Source organism: Collinsella sp. CLA-ER-H11 (assembly GCF_040092445.1).
Classification (GTDB): Bacteria; Actinomycetota; Coriobacteriia; order Coriobacteriales; family Coriobacteriaceae; genus Collinsella.
The window spans coordinates 138,081-162,837 of sequence record NZ_JBBNLN010000002.1 but is presented as its reverse complement, the minus strand read 5'-3'; the positions used below and the strand labels follow the sequence as shown (position 1 = coordinate 162,837).

General features: G+C 56.9%; 21 protein-coding genes. 10 read left to right on the top strand and 11 right to left on the bottom strand.

Annotated elements, in window-relative coordinates; all coding sequences use genetic code 11:
* Positions 1-48: 48 nt before the first annotated feature.
* Positions 49-1,662 (bottom strand): peptide chain release factor 3, encoded by a 1,614-nt coding sequence (locus AAAX35_RS02280; RefSeq protein ID WP_118081383.1) that lies wholly within the window; start codon positions 1,660-1,662, stop codon positions 49-51.
* A 217-nt stretch (positions 1,663-1,879) separates the two neighbouring features.
* Between AAAX35_RS02280 and AAAX35_RS02275 the strand changes: the two genes are divergently transcribed.
* The 4 genes from AAAX35_RS02275 (at position 1,880) to AAAX35_RS02260 (ending at position 5,007) form a co-directional block, all read left to right on the top strand.
* Positions 1,880-2,260 carry a GntR family transcriptional regulator gene (locus AAAX35_RS02275; protein WP_349116601.1) on the top strand — a complete coding sequence of 127 codons (381 nt, stop codon included), beginning with the start codon at positions 1,880-1,882 and terminating at the stop codon, positions 2,258-2,260.
* 23 nt (positions 2,261-2,283) lie between these two features.
* The gene (locus AAAX35_RS02270; RefSeq protein ID WP_349116600.1) at positions 2,284-3,165 is read left to right on the top strand and encodes an ABC transporter ATP-binding protein; all 882 of its coding nucleotides are present in this window, start codon (positions 2,284-2,286) and stop codon (positions 3,163-3,165) included.
* The gene (locus tag AAAX35_RS02265; RefSeq protein ID WP_349116599.1) at positions 3,162-3,860 is read left to right on the top strand and encodes an ABC-2 transporter permease; all 699 of its coding nucleotides are present in this window, start codon (positions 3,162-3,164) and stop codon (positions 3,858-3,860) included. The genes AAAX35_RS02270 and AAAX35_RS02265 overlap by 4 nt, the downstream gene beginning before the upstream one ends.
* 271 nt (positions 3,861-4,131) lie before the next feature.
* Positions 4,132-5,007, top strand: a complete 876-nt coding sequence (locus AAAX35_RS02260) for an EamA family transporter (protein ID WP_349116598.1) — start codon at positions 4,132-4,134, stop codon at positions 5,005-5,007.
* A gap of 94 nt (positions 5,008-5,101) precedes the next feature.
* Here AAAX35_RS02260 and AAAX35_RS02255 read toward each other — a convergent pair whose 3' ends face one another.
* The 3 genes from AAAX35_RS02255 to AAAX35_RS02245 form a co-directional block, all read right to left on the bottom strand.
* A complete protein-coding gene (locus tag AAAX35_RS02255) occupies positions 5,102-6,406 on the bottom strand; it encodes a chloride channel protein (RefSeq protein ID WP_349116597.1) in 1,305 nt (434 codons plus the stop codon).
* A 125-nt stretch (positions 6,407-6,531) separates the two neighbouring features.
* On the bottom strand, positions 6,532-7,065 hold the full coding sequence (locus tag AAAX35_RS02250) for a TIGR00730 family Rossman fold protein (RefSeq protein ID WP_117769865.1): 534 nt from the start codon (positions 7,063-7,065) through the stop codon (positions 6,532-6,534).
* Positions 7,066-7,101: 36 nt separating this feature from the next.
* Complete coding sequence (locus tag AAAX35_RS02245; protein WP_117769866.1) at positions 7,102-7,527, bottom strand: potassium channel family protein; 426 nt, start codon at positions 7,525-7,527, stop codon at positions 7,102-7,104.
* Between the two features lie 214 nt (positions 7,528-7,741).
* Here AAAX35_RS02245 and AAAX35_RS02240 point away from each other — a divergent pair, with 214 nt between their 5' ends.
* Together AAAX35_RS02240 and AAAX35_RS02235 are read left to right on the top strand one after the other, a co-directional pair.
* Positions 7,742-10,546, top strand: a complete 2,805-nt coding sequence (locus tag AAAX35_RS02240) for a transporter substrate-binding domain-containing protein (RefSeq protein ID WP_349116596.1) — start codon at positions 7,742-7,744, stop codon at positions 10,544-10,546.
* 42 nt (positions 10,547-10,588) lie between these two features.
* Entirely contained in the window at positions 10,589-11,068 is a 480-nt protein-coding gene (locus AAAX35_RS02235) for a pyridoxamine 5'-phosphate oxidase family protein (protein WP_117769868.1), read from the top strand.
* 94 nt (positions 11,069-11,162) lie between these two features.
* Here the strand turns inward: AAAX35_RS02235 and AAAX35_RS02230 are convergent, their stop codons facing one another.
* The gene (locus AAAX35_RS02230) at positions 11,163-12,377 is read right to left on the bottom strand and encodes an aminotransferase class I/II-fold pyridoxal phosphate-dependent enzyme (RefSeq protein WP_117769869.1); all 1,215 of its coding nucleotides are present in this window, start codon (positions 12,375-12,377) and stop codon (positions 11,163-11,165) included.
* 108 nt (positions 12,378-12,485) lie between these two features.
* Entirely contained in the window at positions 12,486-13,223 is a 738-nt protein-coding gene (locus tag AAAX35_RS02225) for a tRNA (N6-threonylcarbamoyladenosine(37)-N6)-methyltransferase TrmO (RefSeq protein WP_233504610.1), read from the bottom strand.
* A 141-nt stretch (positions 13,224-13,364) separates the two neighbouring features.
* Here AAAX35_RS02225 and AAAX35_RS02220 point away from each other — a divergent pair, with 141 nt between their 5' ends.
* The gene (locus AAAX35_RS02220; RefSeq protein ID WP_349116595.1) at positions 13,365-14,192 is read left to right on the top strand and encodes a TipAS antibiotic-recognition domain-containing protein; all 828 of its coding nucleotides are present in this window, start codon (positions 13,365-13,367) and stop codon (positions 14,190-14,192) included.
* Between the two features lie 51 nt (positions 14,193-14,243).
* The gene (locus tag AAAX35_RS02215; protein ID WP_117769871.1) at positions 14,244-14,489 is read left to right on the top strand and encodes a glutaredoxin; all 246 of its coding nucleotides are present in this window, start codon (positions 14,244-14,246) and stop codon (positions 14,487-14,489) included.
* A 1,268-nt stretch (positions 14,490-15,757) separates the two neighbouring features.
* On the opposite strand, the gene AAAX35_RS02210 is transcribed toward AAAX35_RS02215, so the two are convergent.
* On the bottom strand, positions 15,758-16,711 hold the full coding sequence (locus tag AAAX35_RS02210) for a tRNA-dihydrouridine synthase family protein (RefSeq protein ID WP_117770483.1): 954 nt from the start codon (positions 16,709-16,711) through the stop codon (positions 15,758-15,760).
* Between the two features lie 540 nt (positions 16,712-17,251).
* Here AAAX35_RS02210 and AAAX35_RS02205 point away from each other — a divergent pair.
* Complete coding sequence (locus AAAX35_RS02205) at positions 17,252-18,385, top strand: hypothetical protein (RefSeq protein WP_117770479.1); 1,134 nt, start codon at positions 17,252-17,254, stop codon at positions 18,383-18,385.
* Between the two features lie 357 nt (positions 18,386-18,742).
* Here the strand turns inward: AAAX35_RS02205 and AAAX35_RS02200 are convergent, their stop codons facing one another.
* The 3 genes from AAAX35_RS02200 to AAAX35_RS02190 all read right to left on the bottom strand — a co-directional run bounded on the left by AAAX35_RS02200 (position 18,743) and on the right by AAAX35_RS02190 (position 22,446).
* Positions 18,743-20,008, bottom strand: a complete 1,266-nt coding sequence (locus AAAX35_RS02200; protein ID WP_022094931.1) for an MFS transporter — start codon at positions 20,006-20,008, stop codon at positions 18,743-18,745.
* A gap of 11 nt (positions 20,009-20,019) precedes the next feature.
* A complete protein-coding gene (locus tag AAAX35_RS02195) occupies positions 20,020-21,084 on the bottom strand; it encodes an ornithine carbamoyltransferase (RefSeq protein ID WP_349116594.1) in 1,065 nt (354 codons plus the stop codon).
* A 123-nt stretch (positions 21,085-21,207) separates the two neighbouring features.
* Positions 21,208-22,446 carry an agmatine deiminase family protein gene (locus AAAX35_RS02190; protein ID WP_148346582.1) on the bottom strand — a complete coding sequence of 413 codons (1,239 nt, stop codon included), beginning with the start codon at positions 22,444-22,446 and terminating at the stop codon, positions 21,208-21,210.
* A 224-nt stretch (positions 22,447-22,670) separates the two neighbouring features.
* On the opposite strand from AAAX35_RS02190, the gene AAAX35_RS02185 reads away from it, so the two are divergent.
* On the top strand, positions 22,671-23,249 hold the full coding sequence (locus AAAX35_RS02185; protein ID WP_006234577.1) for a TetR/AcrR family transcriptional regulator: 579 nt from the start codon (positions 22,671-22,673) through the stop codon (positions 23,247-23,249).
* A 138-nt stretch (positions 23,250-23,387) separates the two neighbouring features.
* On the opposite strand, the gene AAAX35_RS02180 is transcribed toward AAAX35_RS02185, so the two are convergent.
* Positions 23,388-24,668: an MFS transporter gene (locus AAAX35_RS02180; protein ID WP_117840391.1), complete on the bottom strand. Its 1,281-nt coding sequence runs from the start codon at positions 24,666-24,668 to the stop codon at positions 23,388-23,390.
* Positions 24,669-24,757: the final 89 nt, after the last annotated feature.

Below are 24,757 nucleotides of genomic sequence, written 5' to 3'. Positions count from 1 at the left end.
AGGCAAGCAACCGGCGCGGCAGCCCCGCAAGACCATCGCGCCGATGCGTTAAAACGCTACGTTGCCAAACTCCGACAGGATCAGGTCGGGATTGTGGTCGGTTGCCCAATCCACGTTCCACGGGCTCGTGAACAGCAGCAGCTTACCGCCGCGCATGTCCTCGACACGCAGGGTGTCGCGCGTGAGCGAAAGGCCCGGGATATCGATAGTGTCGGGGTCGTTCTGGATCCAGCGGATGTCCGTATAGGGCAGCGGCTGGCGACGAACCTCAACACGGTACTCGGCCTTGAGGCGACGCTCGAGCACCTCAAACTGCAGCACGCCGACCACGCCCACGATGACGCTCTCCATGCCGGCACCCAGCTCGCGGAAGATCTGGATGGCGCCCTCCTGGGCAAGCTCCTCCATGCCCTTGACGAACTGCTTGCGCTTGAGCGTGTCGACCTGCGTAATGCGAGCGAACATCTCGGGGGCAAACGTCGGGATCTGCGGATACTGCACGTGGCGCTTGCCGGAGCACACAGTGTCGCCGATGCTAAAGATACCCGGATCGAACAGGCCCACGATATCGCCCGCGTACGCCTCGTCCACGATGGCGCGGTCGTCGGCCATCATCGACGTGCCCGTGGCAAGCTTGAGCTTGCGGTTGCCCTGCACGTGGAAGGCGTCCATGCCGCGCTCGAACTTGCCCGAGCAAATGCGCACAAAGGCGATGCGGTCGCGGTGGTTCTTGTCCATGTTGGCCTGGATCTTAAACACAAAGCCGCTAAAGTCGTCGCGGCAGGGATCGACCGGTTCGCTGGTGAGCGTATCGGTATAGGCGCGCGGCGTCGGGGCCAGACGCAGGAACTCCTTCAGGAAAGGCTCCACGCCAAAGTTGGTAAGCGCCGAGCCAAAGAACGCCGGGCTCAGCTTGCCGCAGGCCACGGCATCCAAATCGAGCTCGTCGCCGGCACCATCGAGCAGCTCAATATCGTCCATCAGGTTCTTATGGTTTTCCTCGCCGATGAGCTCGTCCATAGAAGGATCGCCCAGCTCGGCCTCGACCTCGGCGACCTTCTTGGTGGCGTTGGCGTGGCCGTCGCCCTCAAAGGCAATGACGTGACGAGTCTGACGATCGAACACGCCGCGGAAGTTGCGGCCGCTGCCGATCGGCCAGTTCATGGGATACGTATTGATGCCCAGGACATTCTCGATCTCTTCCATGAGCTCAAACGGATCGCGAGCCTCGTGGTCGAGCTTGTTCACAAAGGTGAAGATGGGGATGTGACGCAGTGTGCAGACCTTAAAGAGCTTTTTGGTCTGGGCCTCGACGCCCTTGGCGCCGTCGATGACCATGACCGCAGCGTCGGCGGCCATAAGGGTACGGTAGGTATCTTCCGAAAAGTCCTGGTGGCCGGGGGTATCGAGAATGTTGACACAGGCGCCGTTATAGGTGAACTGCAGCACCGAGGAGGTGACGGAGATGCCGCGCTCCTTCTCGATGTCCATCCAGTCCGAGACAGCATGCTTGGCCGAGCTCTTGCCCTTGACCGAGCCGGCAGTCTGGATGCTGCCGGTATAGAGCAGCAGCTTCTCGGTAAGCGTAGTCTTACCGGCGTCCGGGTGGCTGATGATCGCGAATGTGCGGCGCGACGAGATTTCATCCGACAGGCTTGCCATGCGGATCCTTTCTTGCGTTCTATATGCATTACGTCGATGTAACTGCCCTATTGTAGCCGTGAAACCTCGCCATAGGGCACCTATCAGGACAAATTCATCAGTTGGGGTCTGGGTAGCCGGCTTAATCCGAATTTGTCTCTTGCGTAACTGTGCATAGTGTATATATACTGTGCTTACCGGTTATATACACGTGTAGCCCAACAGCTAAGGAGCCGCTGTGGACATTATCCTATCCAATTCGAGCGACAAGCCCATCTACGAGCAGATATCCTCGCAGGTCAAAGCTCAAATCCTTTCGGGCTCGCTCGCCGCGGGAGCCAAACTCCCCAGCATCCGCGCACTCGCGAGCGACCTGGGCGTGAGCGTCATCACCACCAAGCGCGCCTACGCCGATCTGGAGCAGCTCGGGTTTATCTGTACCGTGCAGGGCAAGGGCTGCTTTGTTGCCGACGGCAACCAAGAACTCTTGCGTGAAAACCAGCTCTGCCATATCGAAGAGCTGCTTACGCAGGCGGCAGAACAAGCCGAAGCCCTGGGCGTCACGCGCGACAAACTGCACGAGATGCTCGACCTGGTAGCCCCCGAAACCATGCAGTAGCCATCTGCAAGAAAGGCTATACCATGCAAAACTTGTTAGAACTCAAAGGTGTCTCACGCCGCGTGAGCGACCGTTTTTCGCTGCGCGATGTCACGCTCGCCGTGGAGCCCGGCCAGATTGTTGGCTTTGTGGGCGCTAACGGTGCCGGCAAGACAACGACCATTCGCGCCGCGCTCGGGCTTATCAAGCTCGATGCCGGCGAGGTGCGCCTGTTTGGGCAGCGCTGTGGCGCCGACGCGCCCGATGAGACACAGCGCTGCCTGCGCTCCCGCGTCGGTCTCGTCCTGGACACATGCCCCTTCCCTTCAACGCTCAAGGTGGGCCAGATCGAGGCACTCGTAGGCCCGGCGTACCCCACGTGGGACCGCAAAACGTTCGCCGGATTCATCGACCGATTTGGCCTCGATCCCAAGACAAAGGTCAAGGACCTCTCCCGCGGCATGGGCATGAAACTGCAGCTTGCCTGTGCACTCAGCCATAATGCCAAGCTACTCCTTTTGGACGAAGCCACCGCGGGCCTCGATCCCATGGCGCGCGAGGAACTGCTCGATGAGCTGCTTGCTTTTGTCGCCGACGGTCAGCACAGCGTGCTGCTCTCGAGCCACATTACGTCCGACCTCGATCGCGCCGCCGACCGCGTCATCTGCATCGATAACGGCTCGATTGTGTTTGACCTGCCGCGCGAGGACATTACCGACCGAGCCGGCATCGCCCACTGCACCCAAGCGCAGGCCGCCGAGCTTATGGCTTGCGTCGAAGGTGCCCATGCCGCCCGCCACGCCTACAGCGTGGACGTGCTCGTGCCCAACCGTCGCGAAACGCTCGAGGCCTTTCCCGAGATTCCCTGCGATCGGGCAACCATTGATGACTATCTTCGCCTCACGCTGAAAGGGGCTTCGAAATGAAACGCGCCTTTATGTCCGAGCTCGCCATCGCTCGCACGCTCATCCCGAGCATTGCGGGCGTCGGCCTGTTCATCTTCGTCGTGCTAACCCTTGCCAACGCATCGGACGGCGATTCCGGTATGAGCGCCGGCGCCTGCGCGGTCAGCGCCATGTCGCCCATCATAATCATGAACTCACTGGCTGGCTACGATAACCAAAACGGCTGGGAGCGCTATCGGGCAACGCTGCCGTTCTCGCGCAAAGACATCATCTGCGCACGCTACCTGTGCGTTATTGCTTTCTCGGCCGTCATGGCATGCGCCGCCGTGCTTTTGAACATCATCGCCCTTCCGTTCTTCAACAGTGCGGGCGTGACCTCGACGGGACAGACCGTCTTTGAGATCACAATAGCCTCCGCCGCATCGATGCTCATCTCCCTCATGATGGTGTTTTTGGCACAGCCGCTGTTCTTTCGATTTGGACACATGGAGGCGCTGCGCCTTTCCGTCGGCCTGTTTGCCCTGATGGGCTGCGGTACCATGGCAATGCTGAGCTCTTCCAACCCCATTAGCAACTGGCTCATGTCGATTGCCGGAGCGAATCCCGATCCTGCCGTCCTTGGCGGTCTGTGCGCAGGAATTGCCGTACTGGCCCTCGCGCTATGTGCAATCAGCTGCACCGTCAGCACCAAGGTCTATCGAGCACGCGATCTGTAATCGACAGCTAAAGGACTTGGGCGGCACCCCACCTCATTTACTAGATAAGACGAAGCAGCAACAACGCCGCCGCCCTTCGAAGCATGCCGTTTAGATCTTGGAAACCAAAGAGAAGTCGACAGCATATCGACAATTCGAGCCTTCACCAAATGGCTCCCCGGAACATAACCCCCGTCTCGCCGCGGCCATATCAAACCTTCATGGCGGGGCGGTATCCTCATGTCCATAAAACTCGCAGGATAAACCCATTATCCAAGGAGGCACCGCACCCGTGTCGTGGGTTGTCGCAGCATTTGCGTCAGCATTCTTTGCCGGCATCACATCCATCTTGGCCAAATGCGGCATCAAGCAGACCGACTCCGATGTCGCGACGGCCATTCGCACCTGCGTGGTGCTCGTTTTCGCCTGGGTAATGGCGGGCATTTCTGGATCCATTGGAACCATTGGCAGCATCGAACCCAGATCCTGGCTCTTTCTCGTCCTCTCGGGACTCGCTACCGGTGCTTCGTGGATCTGTTACTTTAAGGCGTTGAGCATCGGAAATGTCAATAAGGTCGTACCGGTCGACAAGATGAGCACCGTGCTCGCCGCGCTGGTCGCCATCGCGCTTTTTGACGAGACGAGCAACCTTGCGGTTAAGCTCGTGGGAACCGCTGTCATCACCCTCGGCACGTTTTTAATGATCGAGAAGAAGCAGTCCGCCGAACCCGAGCAGCAGCAAGACCGAACCTGGCTCGCTTACGCCCTCGGCGCCGCCGTGTTCGCGGCACTCACCTCCGTCCTCGCCAAGATCGGCATCGAAGGCGTCGAGTCAAACCTGGCCACGGCAATCCGCACCTGCGTGGTACTGGTTATGGCATGGGCAATCGTGGCAGCCAAGGGAAAACTGGAGCAGGTCGCGCACGTTGACCGGCGCGAACTCACATTTCTCGCAACATCGGGCATCGCGACTGGAGCATCGTGGCTGCTCTATTACTATGCCATCGCTGCAGGCCAGGTGAGTGTCGTGGTGCAGATCGACAAACTATCGATTGTCGTATCGGTGCTATTTGCGCGCCTGGCATTCAACGAAAAACTCTCCCGCCGCAGCGCCATCGGTCTCGTCCTCATCGTACTGGGCACCGCCGCGCTTGCAATTTGGAAGTAGCGCCGATACCGAACGAAATCCAGTCCACCCGCAAATCCGTGACACAGCGCCCGCACCGGACTTGAGATGTTTGTACTGACCGCGCGCTGCCGCGCTACTTGCGCAGCGGCTTGGGCAGTGGAATGCCAGCGGCAATGGCTGCGGCGATGATCATGCAGACGATACCCTTGAGTGGGAAACACATAAGCAGCAGGCCCACAACCATGACAGGCTGGCGCATGACGGCGCCCATCGTCGATGCCGTGCAGACAGCGACGCAAAAGACCGGATCTGCGCCGGTGAGGATGGCAAGGCCATAGCCCAGGCTTACGCCCGAGAAGATAACGGGGAAGAAGTGGCCGCCGCGCCAACCAAGGTTGATGAGGGCGGGCGTCAGCATGGCCTTAACAAGACCGGTCGCGATAAGCACGCCGGCGGGAATGGTGAGGTAGGTCTCCATAAGTACATCGGCCTGGGTCTCGCCGGCAAACATGGTGTAGGGCAAGACCGTGCCGCAGATGGCGAGCGCCAGACCGGCCAGCATGGCCTTGACGACAGGACGCTCCCCTATTGCATGGGACAGCGCCTCGCTCGCGTGCTCCGAGACAAAGTACAGCCAGCCGCAAACGGTGCCAACCAACGCCAGCGAGATGAGCCAGGCAAGCTCCAGGTTGCCCACCTCGGCGGCCTCGAACCTGGGCATGCCCATGCCGCCGCCCATAACCTGGCCGAGCAGCAGGTAGGTGCCCAGACCGCCAGCGATCGCGATACCGTAGACCACCGTCTTCTGTGCCTTGGGCAGCTTGATGGTGATCTCGCCGGACGCGGACCCATCGCCGGCGTCTTCGCCCTGGCCGTCGGCGCTACCGGCGAGCGGCGCCACAAAGCCAAAGACGGGCGCGGTAAAGAGCGCCGTCAGCGCGGCCTGGGTGCCCAACAGCGTGAGCTCCCTGAACTCGGCGCCAAAGCGGCGCATGCGGTCGCCGACCCAGCTGCACAGACCCGCGATAACGCCGGTCAGGCCGGCCTCCGGTCCAATACTTCCGCCAAACAGCAGCGGCAGCAATGCCGCGAGCGAAAGCTTGCCCAGGTTGTCGTACGGGTAGCGCCCGTCTTGCTTAACCTTAGCCATCACCTGGTTGAGGTCGTCGGTCTTGGTGCCCGTAAGCTTTTCGTACAGGCCGATCAGCAGGCCGCCCAGCAGGCAGACGAAAAACGGATACGGCAGAAAACCGAACGGGCCGCTGGCGAGTTCGGGCGACGCCGCGCCCAGCATGTGGGGGATCTCGGTCCACAGATAGTCGATACCGTGCTCCATCGCAAAAAAGAACAGCCAGACCGCGGCACCTGCGAACGCACCGGTCACGGCAACGCTAACTAAAAACAGCACGCGGTTTGTGGGTTTGGCAAGGTTGTCCATCGGGTCCTCCCGCGGTCAAAGTCGACATAGTTATGTTTTATTGTAGAGCGAGCGTTGCCCAGACAAGCCAACCATCTGCGCCACAAACGGCACCATTGGGAGTCATAGTGGGGCAGGCTCAAGACTTATCCGTTGATAATCGAGACAATCTCGCGCAAATCGTCGGCAAAGTAGATGCCGTGCTGGCGCCTCGGGCTCGAAAGCCCCTTATCAATCATGTGCCCGAGCAGCGCCTTGAGGTCGTTGTAGTAACCGTCAAGGTTATACAGGATGCACGGAGCACTCAGGTGCCCCAACGACACCGCGGACATGACCTCGGCAATCTCCTCGAGCGTGCCCGTCCCGCCGGGAAAGGCGATGAACGCATCACCGAGCTCAATCATCTTGGCTTTGCGCTCGGCCATATCGCTCGTCACGATGAGGTCATCGATGCCGTCGTGCTGAAACTCGGCCTCTATAAAAAAGCTCGGCTCAACGCCCGTCACGTGTCCACCTGCCTCGAGTACGCTATCGGCGAGCGCGCCCATCAGGCCCGATTTGGACCCGCCGTATACCAGCGCGTGCCCGTTGGAGCCAATCCAGTTGCCCAGCTCTTGCACCGCAGGCAGAAACGCCGGGTCATTGCCGACGCTGGCGCCCAGGTATACCGTGATATTCATATTCAGTCCCCCTCGTCGTGACGCGCGGCGCCCGTTCTAGCGTTGGCGTCGGCGATATTCGCGCACACGGCGCGACAGGTCGGCGAGCTCGTCACGATCGAGCTCTTCCAAATGCTCCAGATCGTCCATAAAGCGCGCCATGGTGTCCTTTTGGCGCAGCTTGATGAGCGTATTGCAGTAGTTCACCGCCACACCCGTGAGCATGGCAATGTAGAAGATGCTGATGACGCTCAGGACGACGGTAATAGCACGGGCGACCGGCGTTTCGGCCGGGATATCGCCAAAGCCGATGGTCGAGACGGTCTCAAAGCTAAACCAGAGACCATCGCCAAACGTAAGGGTCGTGGGCTCGGACAGCCAGACAGCCGTCGAGCACAGCAGATAGAAGACGAGGAACAGGCCCGTGATACGCACGAAACCGGCCTGGCGCAAAACATCGGCAAGCGTCCTCAGCTTTTTCATCGCGACCCCTTTTCCCCAGACGCCCAATCACGTTTGCTCGGTATTGTCCCACAACCGGCAGTTAGGCAACCGGCAGTTAGGGACGTTCCTTTTGTGCCGGCAGAAAGGGACTGTCCCCAACTGCCGGACGGGACCGTTTAGCGGTGCGGCGGCCGACTGGGCAGGCTGAGCTGGTATCCTTATGCGGTATTGTCTCGATTCGTTAGGATTGCACGTGAGAGCTTCCGCTGTCCTTCGTTCAGTTATATGTCGCACCCTGGCCGTCGCGCTTGCTGCGTTCGCCGTGCTGAGCGCCGTCATACCCGTCCCCGCCTTTGCCGCCGACTCTGACCAGCAGGTCAAGACGGTCCGCGTTGGCTGGCTTATCAACAACGAAGGCTTCCAGGACGGCACCCCCGGCGAGCGTCTCTCGGGCTGGGGTTATGACTACCTGCAGACGCTGTCATACTACACGCCGGGCTGGCAATACGAATACGTCTCCGGCACCTTCACCGAGCTTATGGACATGCTCGAGGCGGGCGAAATCGACCTCATGCCCAACATCTCCTACTCCGAGGAACGCGCCCAAAAGCTGCTCTTCTCCTCGAACCCCGAGGGCGCCGAGCGCTACTACATCTACGCCAAGCCCGATCGCGACGACCTGGCCAAGGGTGACCCCCAAGCGCTCCAGGGCCTTACCATCGGTTGCAACTCCGGTGTTATGCAAACCTTCGTTGGCCAGCAGTGGCTCGCCAACGAAGGAATCACCTGCACATACAGGGAGTATGACGGAGGCTCCATGCTCTTTGACGCACTCGCAAACGACGAAGTCGACGCCGTCATCATGAACGACACCATCTCGTCGCCCGATGCGTCGCCCATGTTCTACGTTGGCTCGAGTGACTACTATTTTGCCGTCCCCAAAAGCCGCCCCGACCTGATGAACGATATCAATGCCGCCATGACGGCAATCGCCCGCGTCAACCCACGCTATAACGACGAGGTCAAGGCGAATTACTCGGCCCAAAACAGCGGCTCATCATCGCTCACCGGCCCCGAGCGCTCCTGGCTCAAAGCAAACGACAACACCATCACGATCGGCTATCTTAAAAACAAACTCCCCTACTGCACGCAAAATGACGACGGCGAAATGGAAGGGTCGCTCGCCTCGCTTGCAACGACGTTGCACGACAAGTTTGGCATTACGGTTGCAACAGTAGCGTTCTCGAACAACGAGCAAATGACCAAAGCCCTTTCCACAGGGACCATCGATGTCGCCCTACCGTTGTTTCGCGACTACTGGCTTGCCGAGCAGGCAGGGGTCATCCTGTCAAACCCGATGGGAACGGTTTCCCTAGCCGCCATTCACAGCAGCAGCAACCTGAACAGTGACCTTAAGAACATCGCTTGCACAGCAGACGCGATCGTCAACCGTTTTGAGCTCGCAAACCTATTCCCCGACGCAAAGGTAACCGAGTATCCGAATGACAACGAGGTACGCGAAGCCCTCAATAAGGGGGAGGCAAGTTGCATCATTGTCCCCAGCACGCGCTTGAAAACCATCCGCGACACCTACGATATCGAGGATTTCCAAACACAGGAGCTCACCGACACGGCACAGCTATCGTGTTTGATTTCGCGCGGCAAGCCCGTGCTGTTGGGAATCATTAATAAGGGCATCGTCAATGCTGGCGAATCGCTCTCTGCAAGCAGTTATTCCCCCACATCGTACTCGGCGCAAGAATCGGATGCGTTTCGACTTCTCTACCGCAACCGCATCGTCATTGCGGCAGTCGTCATCTGCATTTTGCTCACCGGCATCGTCATCCTTGTCTGGTCGCTTCACCGCGCGCAGAAAGAACAGCAGAAAGCCGATGCCGCCAACGCCGCTAAGACGGCATTCCTCACGCGCATGAGCCACGACATCCGTACGCCACTCAACGGCATCCTGGGTCTTATCGAAATTGAGGAATTGAAAGACGGCGACATGCAGGCCGCCCGCGAAAGCCGCGCCAAGGCGCGTGTTGCCGCCAATCACCTACTCTCGCTGATCAACGACATCCTCGAGATGGGCAAAATCGAAGACCGCAAGCTAACTCTGGAACATGCGCCTTTTAACCTCAAAGAGCTCTGTGACGATACGCTGGTGCTGTGCAAGCTCCGCGCATCCGATAACGGCATCACAATGCAGGACAATAGTCTGCCGTACGCCACGGGGCCATACATGATCGGCAGTCCCACCCATATCCGACAGATCATAATCAACCTGTTAGACAACAGCATCAAGTACAACAAGCGCGGCGGCTCCGTCACCTTTAGTTCAAAGACCAAGCCACTCGATGATGGGCGCGCGCTCTTTTGCTTTAGCGTTTCGGATACCGGCATTGGCATGGCTCCCGAGTTTTTAAAGCATATCTATGAACCGTTTGCCCAAGAAGGTGACGATGCGCGCAGTAAGTTCCAAGGAACCGGCATGGGCATGCCAATCGTCAAGTCGCTTATTGAACTGATGGGCGGTACGATTGAGATTTCGAGTGAGATTGGCGTGGGGAGTACGTTCAACGTCCAGATTCCGCTCGATATCGACAAGAACCCTCAGGCTAGAGAGGATGCGAGCAGGCAGACAAACAGCTGCTCGCTTGCCGGCATGAACGTCCTTTTGGCAGAAGACAACGAGCTCAATGCCGAGATTGCCCAGACTCTACTCGAAAGCGAGGGCATCGTCGTAACTCGCGCCGCCGACGGCAACGAAACGGTCGACCTATACGCTGGTCGTCCCGCCGGCAGCTTCGATGCGATTCTGATGGACATCATGATGCCGGGCATGGACGGCTATGAGGCAACCCGCGCGATTCGTCTGAGCGAGAAGGTCGATGCAGCCGATATCCCCATCATCGCGCTCACCGCCAACGCCTTTGCCGAGGACGCCAAGGCGGCACACGATGCCGGCATGAACGCCCATCTGTCCAAACCGCTCGACTTTAACAAGCTCAAAAACATACTCGCGCGCATCAAGAAAAACGGATCCGTTTCGCTATAGTTTGTGCTCAACCACCACGCACGACCAGAAAGGAAGCCAACGATGTTTAGGCCCTTACGTCGAAAGAAACGCGCCATCACCGACGAGGAAGCGCGCGAACTGCTCGCTACCTGCAAGCGCGGCGTCTTTGCCGTCAACGGCGACGATGGCTACCCGTACGCCATTCCCGTCAACTACTTCTTTGACGCCGAGCACGACAAGATTTATTTCCATGGCGCCAAGGCTGGCCACAAGGTCGATTCACTCAAGCGCGATGACAAGGTCTGCTTTACCGTTTACGGCAACGAGTGGTACAAGGACGGTGACTGGGCTCCCTACGTTATGAGTACCGTGGTCTTTGGCCGCTGTCGCCTGGCGAATGACACCCCTGCTTTTATCGAAGATAAAGTTCGCCAGCTCGCGCTTAAGTACTACCCTTCTGCCGAAGAAGTCGAAGAGGAAATCGCCAAGGACATTAAGGGCGTCCAGCTCTACGAGATTACAATTGAGCATCTTTGCGGCAAGCAGATTCAAGAAAAGTAAGCCTCTCAGCAGGTCTGCGCCCAATGGTTACAGATGCCTTACCACACGGGGCCTTCTAGCCAACTTGGCAGAAGGCCCCACATGCAGCGCACGCTTACCGTGCATTAAAAACGTAGCGGTCCAGGCGGTCGCACGCTTCCCTCACGCGCGAAAGCGGCAGCGCCAGATTCACGCGAATGTGGCAGGGCCCGTGGAACGGGCGGCCGTCCTGATACCCCACGCCCACGCGCGCCCCCTCGTCGAGCAACCACTGAATATCGCGGCCATGCTCGCGGCACCACTCGGTGCAGTCCAGAAACACCATGTACGTGCCCTGCGGACGTGAAAACGCGACGCCCTTCCAGTGCTTTTCTGCATACGTGCAGAAGTACTCGATATTGCCGGCAAGTACCTGGTTGAGCTCGTCCACCCACTCGTAGCCCTGCGGCTGATAGGCACCGATAAGCGCATGCATGGAGAGGACATTCATCTCGTTGTAGTGAGTCTTGTCGGACACGGCGCACATGCGGTCACGCAGCGTCTCGTTGTAGACAATGTGGTAGCTGCCGACCAGGCCCGCCAGGTTGAACGTCTTGCTGGGCGCGTAGAGGGCAACCGTACGCATGCGGGCATCCTCGCTCACCGACTGCGTCGGGATATGCTTGTGCCCCGGCAGGATGATATCGGACCAAATCTCGTCCGAGATCACCACGCAATCGTGCTGGCGATAGATGTCCATGGCGCGCTCGATCTCGTCGCGCTCCCATACGCGGCCGCAGGGATTGTGCGGCGAGCAGAACACCGCGGCATGGATGTGGTTTTGGGCGAGCTTGTGCTCCATGTCCTCAAAGTCCATACGCCACACGCCTTGATCGTCGAGCTTAAGCGGGCTGTGGACAATACGATAGCCCGCGGCTTCGATGGATTTGGTAAAGCCGATGTAGGTGGGGCTATGGACCAGCACCGCATCGCCCGGCTGGACATACGCGCGCAACGTCGACACGACACCGCCCAGCACGCCGTTTTCGTAGCCGATATGTTCAGGGCGCAGGCCCTCGACGCCATTGCGGCGGCTCTGCCATTCGATGATGCGGTCGAAGTACTCGGCGCGCGGGTTAAAGTAGCCAAACATGGGATGCTGAGCGCGCTGAATGATATGCTCCTGGACCGTGGGCACCGTGGCAAAATTCATGTCGGCCACCCACATGGGAATGCGGTCGAAGCCCTCGTCGGGTGCGTTCGGAGCCATACCGGGGATCTCGCCCCAGGAGTCAACGGCGATGGAGTCCATGCCGTGGCGGTCGATAAGCGAGCTAAAGTCGTATTTCATGCTGAACTCCCGTGCAAAGTTGATTGTTTTGGTAGGCGTTATTGTCCACCAGCGTGGGCGGTTTTGGAGCGGGGTTAGGCGTTGTTTTTGACGGATACGGACGGATGGTTAGTCCCGCGCGTCGTTGATGGCGGTTACCGTCAACCTGGCGCCGTCGACCGTAAACGATATATCAAGCCCGGCGTAAGCCAAATGGTAAACGCGGTTTGGCTCGTGCTTGCTGCCCGCGCGGCGCGGATCTTGGCGAAGGACCTCGACCAAACCAGGGAGCTTTGCGGGCGGGACCATATCCTGCAGCGCTTGTGGGAACTCGACGTCGAGCTCTTGCCACGGAGTACCCTCAATCCAGCCGCCCGTCGCATCTGGGTGACAGTCGGCAAATGGAATATAGGGCTTAATGTCGTAGATGGGCGTGCCGTCACGCAGGTCGGCCCCCAGCACATGGATGATGGGACCATTGTCGGTGAGCTCGACGCGATCGAGCTTGACGCAGGTAAGACCGATGGGATTAGGGCGAAACGGACTGCGCGTGGCAAACACGCCCACGCGCTTGGCTCCACCCAACCGCGGCGGGCGCACGGTTTTCGACCATTTTGCGTTGGTGCCGGACCTGTCCTGCGTCTTGGCATCGGCAGCTATGTCCTTAGCCGTGCCGCCGGGCGTTCCGTTTTCGAAGCGCCACAGCAGCCATAGGTGAGAGAAGGAGTCCAGACCCTCGACCGCCGCACTGGAGGCAAATTCCGGCTCAAACACGATGCGTCCCTGCAGATGGGGCGCCAAAAAGCTGTTGCGCGGAATGCCAAACTTCTGCGGCAGATCGGTATGTATGTGTGCAATAGGTTCCATGCCGGTCATTGTACGGCATGGAGGTGTGGGGCGTTGCGCGCAATTCTTCGCCGCGGTTCCCCGTCGTGCAACCAACGGTTGCTTGGAAGGGCACCTGCTGCCGCGTATGCTTAAGCCATCAACCAGCAGAAAGGAACCGCTATGGCCTTTGCAGAAAAGCTCATTGCTGTCCGTCGCGTCCATCACCTTACCCAGGAGCAGCTCGCCACCAAGCTCTTCGTCACACGCCAAGCCGTCAGCCGTTGGGAACGCGGCGAGGTCACACCGGGCATCGACATGATGAAGCTCATCGCCGCCGTGACCGGCGAGCCCCTGTCTCATCTGCTCGAAATGCCCGAGCGCTATTGCCAGAGCTGCGGCATGATACTCACGCCCGACGACTGCGGCACCGACGCCACGGGCGCCACGACCGACCATTACTGCAAGTGGTGCTACGACCACGGTAAGTACACCTACGACACCACCATGGAGGCGATGATTGAAGATTGTGCCCCGCGGCTGGCACAAAACACCGGTATGTCGCTCGACGAAGCCGTCTCGCTCATGGGAGCCGTGCTGCCACAGCTGGAGCGCTGGCACACCGTGCAGGAAAACGAGGAGCGCTACGGTGCCGAGGCGCGGTCGCGCTATGGCGATGAGGCTATCGATGCAGCAAACGAAACGTTACTGGACATGGATCATCAGACATGGAACGACATGAAGGAACTTGAACGCGCTATTCTGGGTCAGCTCTCGATTGCCATGGGCGACGGCGATGCGGATGGAAGCGAGGCTCGCAAGCTCGTCGCGATGCATCACCGCTGGATAGCTCTCAACTGGGGCAGCGAGCCCCAAGACGAGGCCTATCTGGGGCTCGCCCACGGCTACCTCGCCGATCAGCGCTTTATCGACTACTACGACAAGCCATGCGGCACCGGAGCCACGGCGTTTCTAGTTCAGGCCATCGAGTCGTCGTTGACGCGCGCATAGACCGCGGCGGCTTTGGGTATTTCAATCAAAACCTCAACCGATTGGAGACCCATGGCTACTAATCATGAGCTCGCGCTGTACGTTATGACCGGCTGCCCGTATTGCATAAAGGTCAAGCGTTTCCTTGCCGATAACGGCGTGACCATTCCCGAGCGCAATATCTCGACCGATACCGATGCCGAGCAGACACTCATCGCCGTCGGCGGAAAACGCCAGGTTCCCTGCCTGTTCATCGACGGCAAGCCACTCTACGAATCGAGCGACATCATCGCGTGGGCGCAGGAGAACCTGCTCTAGCGTTCTATTGCGGTCGGCTGGCCCCAACCCATACGACCCAAACATGTACACCAGCATCCAAAATCGACATTTTTCGACATCTTTGGATGCTGGTGTACAGTTTTTTGCATGGGTAGTCATTGGGGACGTTCTTAAATGACTGGTTGTTTGAGACGACCTTTGGATTATGGCTGTTTGAGGCCATCTGACATCTCTGGAAAGGGCTCCTTAGAGGACCGTGTTCAAAAAATGGCAAATATGAGTACTGCTACTTGTTTAGTAACAGCGATTTTAATCATTTCAGGGATCATTCAACGCCCCAAGCGCCCGCAGACGGCGTTATTCCTCCCCATATGTTCAATAAAAGAGACGCCTAATGGTATTAAATCTCATCAGGGACCTCATTTTTGAAAAAAATAAATGCAACCATAATGGCAACAGTACTCATATTTGCCCTTTTTTGCACACAGCCCTCCAGAATAGTCGTTAGGGACGACTCAAAATGGCAATTCTGGCACTTAGACACTCTTTTCTTGAATGACTAGTTGTTAAAGAACACTCAGCGACTACTCCAATTCGCGACACACTGTGTCGCGAATTGAGCTGTTCTCACCACCGAAGACCGGTGAAAGCTCCTGACCAGAATCTCGATAGTTTGTTAAAGTGCCCCCTCTGCAGGTTCAATGAGCGCTCATGTTCCAGACTGGAAAGCGAAGAAATATCGAAGCCATCGATGCTCATTTCCTATCGAAAAAACTAGTCAATACACGCTAATTAGCTTGATAAACTGCTTGTATTTTTGTCTACAAAACTGTATACAAAAAGAGATTCCGAGAACCAGCGCTCGACATTATGTCAATCGATAGGGGGCGCTATGGACGCTAAGCAGCTCGAAAAGATGATGGGGTTTGCCCCCCGGAGAGTTGGAGAAAGCCGCGGAGGCATACGAAAAAGATAAGTGGCCGAAGGGTCGCACCATCAAGCTGGGAAGACCGCCGATCTCTGATGAGCCAAGCATTGTTTTATCGGCACGTGTGGGTGAGTCGGTTCTTGATGCGTTTGACGCAAAAGCAAAGCGCCATGGGCAGACACGCACAGAGCGACTCAGGGAGCTCATCACGATCGATGCAATGATTGCCTAGTTATCCACCGAGCCCAAAGACGTACGCCAGCATCCAAAGTCGACATTTTTCGACATCTTTGGATGCTGGCGTACGGTATTTTGCAACATAGTCATTCGGGACGTTCTTTTAAATGACTAGTCGTTAAAGTGCGTCCCCAACGACTAACTAGCCGTGGAAGCGTGCTATGGGCGCAAGTGGCTGTTCGCGAAAGACGCGCTCGACGGCGGCGCGGTATTCGTCGACCTTTTTGGTCTTGCGTACGAGCTTGTGAACGGTAGCGGGGTCGGCGAAGGCGCATTTGGCGTAGAACCACCACTCCTTCATGCGAAAGACCGCATTGCCGCCAATCTCTTCTGCATAGGCCGCAAACAGCGTGTCGTGGAAGCGCTGCAGCTCAGCAGCCGTTGCAGCAGGGCCACCCTTGACCATGCGAGCGAGCGCGGGATTCGCAAGCAAGCCACGCCCCAGCATTACATGGCGCGTGCCGGGATAGGCCTCCACCAGCGCGTCCATATCCTCAAGATCGAAAATGTCACCGTTATAGGCCACGGGGAACGGCGCGCGTTCCAGCGTCTCGCCGTAAAACTCCTTGCGCGGCGATCCCGTATAGCGGTCCTTTTGCACGCGCGGGTGCACGATCAGCTCTGCCAACGGCATGCGGCAATACAGATCGAGCACACGCTCGTATTCGTCGTCGCTCTCAAGCCCCAGCCTGGTCTTGACCGATACCGGCAACGGTGACCGCTCGCACACATCGCTCAAGAACACCTCGAGCTCGTCGAGGTTGCGCAGAAAGCCCGATCCTTTACCCTTGGCAACAACCGTACCCGAGGGGCAGCCAAGGTTGAGATTGACCTCGCGGTAGCCCATGTCGGCGAGCACCTGTGCCGCCCATACAAACTCGTCCGCGTTCTTAGACATCAGCTGAGGCACTACGTTGAGCCCCTGGTTATTGGCAGGATCGATCTCCTTAAACGCCTTGCCGCCAAAGCGGTTTCCCACCCGCGGCGGCGGCAAAAACGGCGTGTAGTAGCAGTCGAGCGCACCAAAGCACTCCGCATGCACGCGGCGGAACACATGCCCAGTAATCCCCTCCATAGGGGCCAACGATAGAATCATCAACATCTACTCTCAGATCAATGCGGTAAAGGGACTGCCCCCTTGTCACATGCATTATGCCTTGTGCTTCAGATGATTCACAAGGCAGAGGTAGCTACTTGACGATAATCACCCTTCCATCCGTCGCCTCACGCAACGAAGGTGAATGCTTTTCCGCGAAGTGAACGAGTAAAATCGGACCCCCGAAGCATCGACACTTTTGGAAGACCAATTCCTGCGGTTTTATCACTCAAATCCTGCGGTTTTTGCATCCAAAAGTGCGAATGCTTCAGAGGTCCAGAATAGGTCGTTCACTTCTCGGGAAACCATTCACCTTCGATTTGCTGGCGCTCACAAACAGCGAGAGGCTGTCCCGCGACAGCCCCCTTGCGCGTCATTCGCCCCATGACAGCGGCTCCATGCTCCAAAAACGACGTTCATGATCACGACGACCGCCAACAGCACGCTGTTGACCGCTATGTCTGAACAACAGACACCCTCCACTCATCTATACTCAAGAGCATGTGCGCATCGCCCAAAAACGATGAGAGTCGAGGCCCCATGCAGCAGCTCACCGAACAAGAAAAGAAACGCATCCAGCGGTACTGCACATACCCCAAGATCGCAGCGACCGCACTCGTCATGTCGTTCGTGGCATGCCTGTTGATGTTGCCGCTCCAAATGATCAACGATATCGCGTTCCACCAAAAGGAATTCCAACCCGCGGGCATATGTACCGCCATCGCACTCACCGCAATCGAACTCGCCATCTTTTGCTATTGCGCTCTTGCGCCGCGCTTTGGAATGCAGGGCAAACAGTGGAAGGAGCTGCAGAGCAGGCTTGCGGTAGCCCAGACTAACAAGGACCGTTCCGCGGAGGTCGCCGGCGTGCTTTCCGCGCAAGCTGCCGGCCGCATGCTCAAGAACAGCGATAACGATCTCGCGCGCGACCTGGGCGGTGCCGCCGAGGTCGCCGGCGCCGTAGGGGCAGTCGCCACGGCGGCAGACGTGCTAGCCGAAACCTCGAGCAATGCCGAGGCCATGGCAAACGCATACGGCGTGACGATTCCAAGCGTCAAGAAGCAGGTCATAGCTCTCGCAGTGGTGCCCGTCATTGTGCTGCTTGGCGTCTACATCCCGCAGTTTATCCAGGGAAATAACGAGCTTCAGGCAAGAAAGGCTGCAGCCGCCGAGCAGCTCGCCATCGCGCAAGATGCCTTGGAGCCCGTGTGCGAACGCGTCGCAGCAGACGACCCATACGTGTCATATCACGACTACGGCTACCGCATAATCGGCTATCTACGCGATAATGACCTCGGCGCTCAAGCAGCCTATGTCTACCTTTCTTTTGATGCAGACAGCATGCTCACGGACGTCGATTACACCAGTCAGATCGACCCCGAGGAAAGCCTTGCAGACAACCTCGCCCGCGCCGAGCAGGATATCGCGACGCTCTGCGCCCCGCTCAACGGGTTGGACATTTCCGTTGCCACACCGGGCCTCCTCACGCCATGCAGCCTGTCGGATGAATTTAAACAGGCATTTTTAGCCGGATCCCTATATGAAGAAATCAGCATCAAGACGGAGGACGAATCTATCAAGTCGTACTACACCTTTGACACCGAGCCCAAGGAAGAGTTCGACGAATACACCCATCCGGAAATTAGACTCATGCTCTCTGCAAAGAAGAACTAAAAGCTTACGCTCTAATTGCCGCTCGCAAACATCATCTATATCTCGAGGTCTAATACTTTTCCGAGAAGTGAACGGCTGTATTTGGACCCCCGAAGCATCGACATTTTTAGACGTCAAAACCGCAGGATTTGACTGGCAAAACCGCAGGAAATTGCATCTCAAAAGTGTCGACGCTTCGGGGGTCCATTTTGACTCGTTCACTTCTCGGAAAAGTATTAGACCTCGATTTACATGCCACTCAATGTGACAAAGTGGCTGCTCCTTTGTCACATTCGATGAAAAAGGGCACCGATGTTAGTCGATGCCCCAAAGCGGCTGCAGGTTAAGCCCTACAGCGTATGTCTAAGACGAATCGAACTATTCGTCCCAGGAGAGGTTCTTACCAGTCTTTTTTGCCAGCAGCAAGAACAGGCCGATAATAACGTTGCATGCGATGCAGAAGATGAAGACGCCCTGGAAGGAGCCGACAAGCTCATAGACCTTCATCATAACGGGCATGCCAAAGGCGCCGACGATATAGCCCACGGAGCAGATCAGCGCGAAGATGCGACCGAAATCGCGGGAGCCAAAGACATCCATAACCAAAACGGTCAGGGCAGTGCCAGCGATGACGTACATTACGTCGTTCACGCCTGCTGCGAGGATGCTGAGCGTCGAGTTGCCGCTGCTCATCATGAGCATGACAAAGGAGAGGATGGAGACAGCGAGCCAGCCCAGAATGGCCTTCGTGCTGCCGAACCTATCGCAAGTGGTGCCGACGATCGGATTGAGGAACAGATCGAAGAGCGATGCAGCGGATACCATGAAGCCGCCCACCATGGGGCTAAAACCAACCTCGGAAGCATACGTCGGGAAGAGCTGGTTCATGCAGCAAGTGAGCTGAACGAGACAGAGGAAGCCGATGCAGAAGAAGAAGGCAGGCGACTTAATGGCGCGCGCATAGCTAACGCCACGCGTGCTATCCTCGGTCGTCTCCTCGGTCTCGGTGACCGTCTCGCCCTCGACGTAGCCATAGGGCAGCATGCCCTTGTCCTGAGGCTTGTAGCGGATGATCAGAATGGAAGCTGGGAGAATGAGCACTGCGGAAACACCGGCGAGCACCAGATAACCAGTTCTCCAGCCAGCGGCCTCGATGACAGAGGTGATGACGGGACTCATGATGAGCATGTAAATCGAGTTCACTGCCCAAGCGAGACCGATTGCCAGGCCACCAGATTTTTTGAACCACTGGTCAATAACGTCGGACATAGCGACGCCGGTGGTGAAGGCGAAGCAAACGCCAATCAGGGCGCCAGCGGCGATGAACATCCAGACTTCGGTGTAGAAGGCCATGCCTGCGCCGGCAGCGAGCAAAATAAGCTCGACAACGGGGAGCCAAACCTTGCCAACGACCTTGGGAATGAGTTTTCCGACAAACGGAAGGGCTGCCGCAAGACCAATGAGCGTTGCGGTGAAGTAATACGAGAAGATGGAATAGTCAAACCCGAACTCCTCGCACACGGGCGCGACGAAGGAGCCCGCGATGACGCTATAGGATCCGGTCGTGCCGGCAGACATAAGGCCGAGCGCGATTACGAGAACCCATGCGTAAACCTTGCTGCTCTTTAACTTTGCATTTTCCATTGACGCAGCTCCTAGAGACCCAGAAGGGCACACATAACGGCCTTGATGGTGTGCTGACGGTTCTCTGCCTCACGGAAGATGACCGAAGCGTTGGCCTCAAAGCACTCGTCGGCAATCTCGAAACCCTCTGTGATGATCTCGCGATGAAGGTCGTTCTTGCACTGGTCGAGGAGCATCTTGCCAACACGGTGATCCGCGTTGTGGACAGAGGGAAGCTCATGCATGCAGAAGATGTCGGGATTGTTGGTGCGCTTGCACAGCTCGCTGGTGACGCGATAGGGGTACAGAGACTCGGCATCGCCCAACCAGGAGTTGTAGTCGTCGGGATCCAGAACCTCTTCTCCGCACTCGGGGTTGATGTAGCGCCACTCCTCGGTAACGATAACGTCAACGCCATCCAGGGCATCGAGGTCAGAGGTGATGGTAAAGGTCCTATTGGGAGCGTACTTGGCGTAGCAGGCCTCCACCTCTTCGATCATTTCCTTGCACATCTGATGACGGAGGTCGTCGGGGCCGATGGCGAGGAAGTCCATGTCGAGCATAGCGCACAGACGGCCATACCACACTGGGGCGCCGGCGCAGTTGCCAACGAAAGCCATCTTCTTGCCGCGGCTCGTACGCAGACCGCCCCATTGCTCTTCCATCGTAAGAGCGTCAGCGAGCATCTGAGTCGGGTGATCGCCGAGAGTAAGGGCATTGATGACCGGGATGTCAACCAGGTCGGCGACGTCATAGAGGAACTGCTCGTCCTTCTGTGCGCGGTAGACGATGAGATCGTACATGCCGTTAAAGACGCGCATGGCATCCTTGACGGTCTCGCAGTCACCCATGTGGGAGTTGGTCAGATAAGTGAAGCCCATGCCCAAATCATTGCAGGAGGTCTCGAATGCGCAACGAGTACGGGTCGAGCCCCACTCAAAGTTGGCGAGGACGTTTTTGCCGGGGAAGTAGCGCTGGTCGACACCAGACTTCTTCTGAGCCTTAAGGTTCCAGGCAAGATTGATGAGATAGCGGAAATCCTCGGAGGAGAGATCATGGATGTTGATGTAGTCGCGACCGCGGAGGCTGTTGTTCATGCCTATTTCCTTTCGAATTATTATCAAAATTATTGTTGAATGTGTCCCCGAGGAAAACACGGATATCCCTCGGGGAGCGGTACATGTGGCGCCTAAGCCAAAGAGCGCAGGCTCTAAGGCTCACTAACGACTGGCCGCCACGTCCTTAGTCCAGCAGTGCACGCCGCCGCCGGACAGGTTAAGCGCGAGGGAATCAATCATGATGACTTTGCGATCGGGGAAGCAGCTCTCAAGAACTGCCTTGGCCTGCTCATCCTTCTCTTTCACGACCTCGCTCATGCCCTCGTGGTAATAACGCTGGCCAAGAACGACGCCGTTGCAAATCAGGAAGTTGCAGTAGCTCGCTGCGGCGTAGAAGTGGACGGGGCCCTCGGGCCAGGGGGTGCCATCCATAAACTTGCCGCCCATTTCGTCGATGAAGCCCTTATAGAGCTCGTAATCTTCATCGCCAGGGGCGATAACGACTTCAATAGGCTCGGCGGTGGGCATACGAACGATCTCGAAGGGCTTGCCCTCCCAGTCCGTTTCGTTGCTCAGGATCTCGTAGGCTGCCTCAATGCGGCGACGAGACTCTGCTCCAGCCTTGCTCGAGGCTGCCTCTTCATCGGACACCTCGGCAAGAAGAATCTTGTTCGGAGTGATAAAGCGACACATCTCATCAATGTGAGCTGCAAAGCTCATGCCAAAGACGGGAGTTCCGTCTTCCTTCTCGTCGAGGATGCCCAGTCGATAGTCGTCGTCCTCGAGCATAGGCTGCGGAAGCCAGATAACCTTGTTGAGGTTGTAGATGCGCTTATACTCGGCCTCTACTTCCTCTTTCGTGAACTCGGGATTACGCTTGCGGCATTCCGTGTCCTCGATGGCGATCAGAGTGCCGTGACCGTCAAACTCGCGGTCGCCGCCCTCCGAAACCATTTCGGAATTGACGATATCGAAGCAACCGAGCGCAACCGCCATGTGAACGGCTGCCTTACGTGCGGACTGGCACTCCGGGGAGTTCTTGTCCCACACGCCGTAATAGGTCCAAGCGGGGTTGACCATATAAGAATGGCCCTTGTCGTCGACCATGATGCTGGGACCGTTGTCGCGGACATAGAAGTTGGAGTCTTCGAACTGCGTGATCTCGATGCGATCGAGATCAACCCCCTCCTCCTTCAGGCGCGAGCAAGCCTCCTCATAGGAGCCGGGGGTGCCGCAATTGAGGTTGACCGTAACGTCGCCATACTCGAGCAGAGCCTTGATCACGTCAACGCAGGGCTGGCGGTTATCGTAGCCCTCTGCACGGATGTAATCGGGAAGCCATGTCACATAGACGTTGGAGCGCTTCTCGAACTCGCCCGGCATACGATAGTTCTCGTACATGGTTGGTCCTTCCGTCGGGTTTCCCGCAATGCTGTCCGGCCGCGACAATAGCGGGGTTTCACCTGCTATAGTACTACTATACCTACCGTTCGGTAGATAATTTTGAATAATTGCCGCTCGCCTACTGATACATACCGTTCGCCGTATATAGTGGTCATGTTTGGACACGAATTGATGTCCCGTTGCCATCCTTAATAATGTTGGTAGTGCGGAAGTGATTTGCAATGGAGAAATGCAGCGTGAGCACAAGAAAAAAAATATTGGACGCAATGTACGATCTTGTGGCAGAAGTCGGTTATGACAAAGCGTCTATCGGAAAGATTTGCGACTTTGTCGGTATATCCAAGCCGTCGGTGTACTACTACTTTCCCTCAAAAGAGGAGATTTTCACTACGCTCTTGGACAGCATGTTTCCGACCATTGACTATCAGCGCGACTACTCGCTAATAGTCGATAGGGACGGGTTCAAGGCCGCGCTTATCGAGCTCGGCAATTCAGTTATAGGTGGCTATCGAAGCGATGAAAAGCGCCGGCGCGTGCTGGCCGAGGTTAGCGTTCAAGCAAATCGAATTCCTGCAGTTCAGGAACGTCAAGCGACGGCGACCAAACGAACCATGGATGCGCTTAAAGACATCCTTCTTCATGGTGTAGAGATTGGCGCGTTTTCCGATAGCGCCGACGTAATGCTCTACGTACAAATTCTTTATACCGTTCTGGAGGGAGCAAGCAATACGGTCGCTCAAGGTGAGGATATTGATGAGAAAGCGGTTTGGGCGGGAATAGTCGAGCTTATGTTCAAATAAACCAGCCAAGCTGAAGCGCATGTTGGCACCCATGGTGCCTGCGGGCAACCTTTAAAACGAAAACAGGGGTCGACTCCAGTCTGGCTTGGAGTCGACCCCTGTTGCATGGCAATCTATGCCGATGCAAATCGGCGCTTATTACTTTTCAGCAGCCTTATTGAGAAAGCCGGAAACGATAGCAAACGCAGCAATCATAAGGTTGCAGGCAATGCAGAAGATAAATACTCCCTGGAATGACCCTGCCATGCCGTAAACCTTCATCATGACCGGCATTCCAAAAGCACCGACGACATAGCCCGCTGAGCAAACGATCGAATAGATCCTTCCAAAATCGCGTGATCCAAAGAGCGAGAGGAGAAGCATCGGCATTGCGGTTCCAACGATGGCGAACATGACATCGTTTACACCAGCTGCAATGATGGAAACGGTCTCATTGCTTCCGCCAATGATAAGAAGCAGGAATGAAAGAATGCTGACACCTGTCCATGCGACCGTTGCTTTAATAGCGCCAAGCTTGTCGCATGTTTTGCCCACGAAGGGATTTAGGAAGATATCGGAGAGTGAAGCTGCCGAGACCATTAAGCTTCCTACGATAGGATTGAAACCGACCTCGCTTGCATAGGTTGGAAACAGCTGGTTCATGCAGCAGGTGAGCTGCGCCACGCAAAGCAAGAGGACACAGAGAATAAAAGACGGCGTTTTCGCGGCATCGCGGAGTGCCATGCCCGAAAGGACATCTTCCTGCTCATCGGCGCTGCAGCTCTCATGGGTTTCGGAGGCGGTCTCTCCGTACGGAAGCATATTGCGATCAGAGGGGTTAAGGCGAATGATAAATGCGCTTGCAGGCAAAATCATAGCTGCAGAAACGGCCGCAAGCACGATGTATCCCGTACGCCAGCCTTGCTGCTCGATGACCAGTGTAATGACAGGACTCAATAACAGCGTGCAGAGAGAATTAACGCCCCAAGCGAGGCCGATGGCGAGACCGGACGATTTGCTGAACCATTGGTCAATGACATCGGACATGCAGACGCCCGTTGTAAACGAAAAGCAGATGCCGATCACTGCGGCGGAGACGGTGAACATCCAGACCTCGGTGTAGAACGCCATTGCGGCGCCGGCGGCAATAAGGACGAGTTCAATGCAAATATGCCATGGTTTGCCGATTACTTTTGGAATGAAGCGACTCAAAAGCGGAAGCCCAAGCGCAAGGCCAAGAAGAATCGCGGTGAAATAGAAAGAAAAAGAAGTGTAGTCAAAGCCCAGATCTTCACATACTGGAGCAACGAATGAGCCGGCAATAATGCTATATGTGCCAGTTGTTCCGGCGGACATTAAGCCGAGCGCAATAACGACGACCCAAGCAAATGCGCCGCTTTCACGGAGACAATCTTTTTTGGCTGGTGTGGTGAGAGTCATGGTTGCTCCATTTCTATCGGCAATACATCCTATATGCCTACCGATAGGTATATAAACCAGAGGACTCTTCGTCAAGCATTAAGCGGGGA

What these genes read in the sequence shown, in the direction of transcription:
- AAAX35_RS02280 (WP_118081383.1), bottom strand. Translation starts at nt 1,662, where the DNA reads ATGGCAAGCCTGTCGGATGAAATCTCGTCGCGCCGCACATTCGCGATC.
- AAAX35_RS02270 (WP_349116600.1), top strand. Translation starts at nt 2,284, where the DNA reads ATGCAAAACTTGTTAGAACTCAAAGGTGTCTCACGCCGCGTGAGCGAC.
- AAAX35_RS02265 (WP_349116599.1), top strand. Translation starts at nt 3,162, where the DNA reads ATGAAACGCGCCTTTATGTCCGAGCTCGCCATCGCTCGCACGCTCATC.
- AAAX35_RS02255 (WP_349116597.1), bottom strand. Translation starts at nt 6,406, where the DNA reads ATGGACAACCTTGCCAAACCCACAAACCGCGTGCTGTTTTTAGTTAGC.
- AAAX35_RS02250 (WP_117769865.1), bottom strand. Translation starts at nt 7,065, where the DNA reads ATGAATATCACGGTATACCTGGGCGCCAGCGTCGGCAATGACCCGGCG.
- AAAX35_RS02245 (WP_117769866.1), bottom strand. Translation starts at nt 7,527, where the DNA reads ATGAAAAAGCTGAGGACGCTTGCCGATGTTTTGCGCCAGGCCGGTTTC.
- AAAX35_RS02235 (WP_117769868.1), top strand. Translation starts at nt 10,589, where the DNA reads ATGTTTAGGCCCTTACGTCGAAAGAAACGCGCCATCACCGACGAGGAA.
- AAAX35_RS02230 (WP_117769869.1), bottom strand. Translation starts at nt 12,377, where the DNA reads ATGAAATACGACTTTAGCTCGCTTATCGACCGCCACGGCATGGACTCC.
- AAAX35_RS02225 (WP_233504610.1), bottom strand. Translation starts at nt 13,223, where the DNA reads ATGGAACCTATTGCACACATACATACCGATCTGCCGCAGAAGTTTGGC.
- AAAX35_RS02220 (WP_349116595.1), top strand. Translation starts at nt 13,365, where the DNA reads ATGGCCTTTGCAGAAAAGCTCATTGCTGTCCGTCGCGTCCATCACCTT.
- AAAX35_RS02215 (WP_117769871.1), top strand. Translation starts at nt 14,244, where the DNA reads ATGGCTACTAATCATGAGCTCGCGCTGTACGTTATGACCGGCTGCCCG.
- AAAX35_RS02210 (WP_117770483.1), bottom strand. Translation starts at nt 16,711, where the DNA reads ATGATTCTATCGTTGGCCCCTATGGAGGGGATTACTGGGCATGTGTTC.
- AAAX35_RS02205 (WP_117770479.1), top strand. Translation starts at nt 17,252, where the DNA reads ATGCAGCAGCTCACCGAACAAGAAAAGAAACGCATCCAGCGGTACTGC.
- AAAX35_RS02200 (WP_022094931.1), bottom strand. Translation starts at nt 20,008, where the DNA reads ATGGAAAATGCAAAGTTAAAGAGCAGCAAGGTTTACGCATGGGTTCTC.
- AAAX35_RS02195 (WP_349116594.1), bottom strand. Translation starts at nt 21,084, where the DNA reads ATGAACAACAGCCTCCGCGGTCGCGACTACATCAACATCCATGATCTC.
- AAAX35_RS02190 (WP_148346582.1), bottom strand. Translation starts at nt 22,446, where the DNA reads ATGTACGAGAACTATCGTATGCCGGGCGAGTTCGAGAAGCGCTCCAAC.
- AAAX35_RS02185 (WP_006234577.1), top strand. Translation starts at nt 22,671, where the DNA reads ATGGAGAAATGCAGCGTGAGCACAAGAAAAAAAATATTGGACGCAATG.
- AAAX35_RS02180 (WP_117840391.1), bottom strand. Translation starts at nt 24,668, where the DNA reads ATGACTCTCACCACACCAGCCAAAAAAGATTGTCTCCGTGAAAGCGGC.